Raw genomic sequence first — 2,601 nt, 5'->3', positions numbered from 1 at the left:
GGGAACCCTACCGCGATTTTCACCCCCGCTGACCTGCGACGATGCAAGCTCGTTCCAGAGCCTCCGGGAGGGGCTGTGGGCAACCGCGTCAAAATCCATGATTGATAACGTTTGTGCAGGTCAGCAAGATGTCGATGTTTCCCAGAACTTCCCCGGTTCCTCGGCGCGTCGGAGGTTCTGGGTGATGATCAAAATCGTGTGGTTTGACAGACAGGCATATCGTGTGCCGCTCGGCCAGCCGCGCGCGGTGCCGGCAGACCTGTGGGGTTTCCCTGGGGCTGTGCTCCAGGCCCCGCCTCTCCCAGCCGGCCGGAGAGCACGCCTGTGACCTGGCCATCGACACCACCTCCTGTCCGGTGTATCGGCAGCTGTTCCCGCTCGACGCCCAGCGAGCCAGACCGCTGCCTGGCTGATTCGTCCACAAGGCCGGGTCTTCGAGATCGCGGCACCGGCACAGGCAGACGACAGCGGGCCACGAGCCACTCCGAAGACACAGATGCGGCGTGTTCGGGTCGACGGCCGCCGGTACCCTCATCCTGTAGCCCTGCCGAACCGGACACGATGTAGGGGGTCGCGATGCGGGCGCCCCGTCGCCGACGGCCACGCAGCTCAACCCGGCTGACACCTGCTGATCCAGGGTATCTGGCTGCCCTGGCCACGCGGGTTTCCTAGCATCCCGAGTCCCGAGCACAAGGACTACATGACCAGCGCCGGGCCGGGGAAGCTGCGAAGTGACGCGTCGGTGTGCCCACGTGACCTGGCGCTCGACGATGTCGCCAAATGGTTGTACGACGCGGTGCGGGCCGGCAACGTCAGCGCGTACGTCGAGGGTGATTTTCCGCGCTATGTATGGACGCGGGCAGGTGAACGCGTCTACGAAGCGCGTCTGTGCAACTCGGGGTCCGGCGAGTACAAGGGATATCCGATCCTTCCCGAGGAAGCTCCGGGGTGGCTTCTGTGAGCGTCGGGATCGAGCTGCGGGTCGAGTGGCTCGACGCACCCGGCGTGTGTGCTCCTGAGCTGGCCGCCACCTGGGCAAGGTACGAGCTGTGGGTGGACGGCAGATGCGTGACGCAGGTGGAAGAGCCCGGCGGCACCTTCCGGCGATCGGTCTATGGCAGCCTTTACCCGCTGGCGGAATGGATCGCCACCAACTGGTGGCCGTTGACCGGGCACATTCGTCCCTCGGCTACCAGGTCCGCGTACTGGACGTGGTCCAATCTGCGCCGGTATCCCTGGCTGCGCCAGCACAACCTGCGAGGCGCCGGGGACGGGATGGCCTGGCCGGACCTGACAGTGGTGCCCGAAGGGGCGATTACCCGGCTTGTCTGGGCCGCCGACGAGGACCGGGCACTGGGGCCGTTGCGGTTCGCGTCACGCGGACGAGCGCTGGTGCGTTCCGACGAGGCCGGAAAGGCGTTGGCCGGCATCGTCCAACGCGTCCTTGACCGACTTGCGGAGTCGGGCGTCGGGAAGACGCCGCTTTCCGCGGAATGGGCGGACATAGGAAGCGCGGACGAAGAGGAGCGAGATTTCTGTCTGGCGGCGGCCAGGCTGGGTCTCGACCCGTATTCGGTCGACGAGGAGGCCTCGACGAAACTGCTGGCCATCGTGCCGGCCATCCCGGACGAGCTGCGGGACGACTTTCTGGACAGTGCGGACCTCGACACCCTTGGCACAGCCGCTGCGTGGCTCCCGAAGGCGTCCGAAGCGGCGGGCCGGGCGTCAGCGGACGCCGCGATGTCGTTGACGCCTCTTCGTGCGGCGGTGGCGGGTGAGCTCTCCTCAGGCGCCGTGCCGGACAGCGCTGGCCTTCGGCGGCCGTGGCATGTCGGCTTCGACATGGCACGCGCGGTGCGGCAGGCGCTGGACACCGAGGCGACCGCACCCTTCGACATATCCGCCTGGGTCGGCGCACGGACACTTCAGGGCCCCGCAGGCGGCCTGCAGGGCTTTGCCACTGTCAGGGACGACCGGTGCGGGCTCGCGCTGAGCGATTCACCGAAGTTCGCGAGCACGGTGGGGCCTGGTAGCCACTATCGGTCGTTCCGCCGCGCGAAGGCGCTCGGCCGGGCGCTTTTCCGGCCACATCAGCGAACCTTTCTCCTGTCCTCCGCCCACATCGGCGATGACCGGGTAGCGGGCGCCTTCGCGGCCGAGCTGCTTGCCCCGGCCGAGGGAATACGCCGCGCACTGGCGACTCTCGAGACACACGACGAGGACGCCGCCCTCGACGTCATCGCAAGCCATTTCGGCGTCTCGCCACTGACCATAAGACACCAGGTCGACAACCAGCTTGAGGATATCTGAAAAGCCAGAGCCACGACCGCTCGACGCTCAGCGAGTCAGACTGCTGCCTGGCTGATTCGTCCACAAGGCCGGATCTTTTGAGATCGCGGCACCGGCACTCTGGACCGGCTGCCGTTAGCGTAGCTATGTGGCCTTCGAACGGATCACCGTTAACTCGGCACAGATGGGTGGTCTGCCCTGCATCAGGGGCATGCGGGTCACAGCCAGCGCTGTGGTCGGGCAGCTCGCGGCGGGCCACACCATCGACGAACTCCTGGCGGACTACCCCTATCTTGAGCGTAACTAGTAGAC

3 protein-coding genes are annotated in these 2,601 nt (G+C 66.6%); all 3 read left to right on the top strand.

The genetic code is table 11. From position 1 onward, the window contains the following. Positions 1-700: 700 nt before the first annotated feature. The 3 genes from CM1CMNOD_RS13040 to CM1CMNOD_RS23675 all read left to right on the top strand — a co-directional run bounded on the left by CM1CMNOD_RS13040 (position 701) and on the right by CM1CMNOD_RS23675 (position 2,596). A complete protein-coding gene (locus CM1CMNOD_RS13040) occupies positions 701-961 on the top strand; it encodes a hypothetical protein (RefSeq protein ID WP_043603665.1) in 261 nt (86 codons plus the stop codon). Further along, entirely contained in the window at positions 958-2,310 is a 1,353-nt protein-coding gene (locus tag CM1CMNOD_RS13035) for a hypothetical protein (RefSeq protein WP_043603663.1), read from the top strand. Before CM1CMNOD_RS13040 ends, CM1CMNOD_RS13035 begins: the two co-directional genes overlap by 4 nt. A gap of 127 nt (positions 2,311-2,437) precedes the next feature. Next, complete coding sequence (locus CM1CMNOD_RS23675) at positions 2,438-2,596, top strand: DUF433 domain-containing protein (RefSeq protein WP_241250327.1); 159 nt, start codon at positions 2,438-2,440, stop codon at positions 2,594-2,596. The last annotated feature ends 5 nt before the right edge of the window (positions 2,597-2,601 follow it).

This window comes from Protofrankia symbiont of Coriaria myrtifolia, assembly GCF_900634755.1.
Taxonomy (GTDB): Bacteria; Actinomycetota; Actinomycetes; order Frankiales; family Frankiaceae; genus Protofrankia; species Protofrankia coriariae.
The sequence above is the reverse complement of the archived record's forward strand: the minus strand, read 5'-3'. Positions and strand labels throughout refer to the sequence as shown.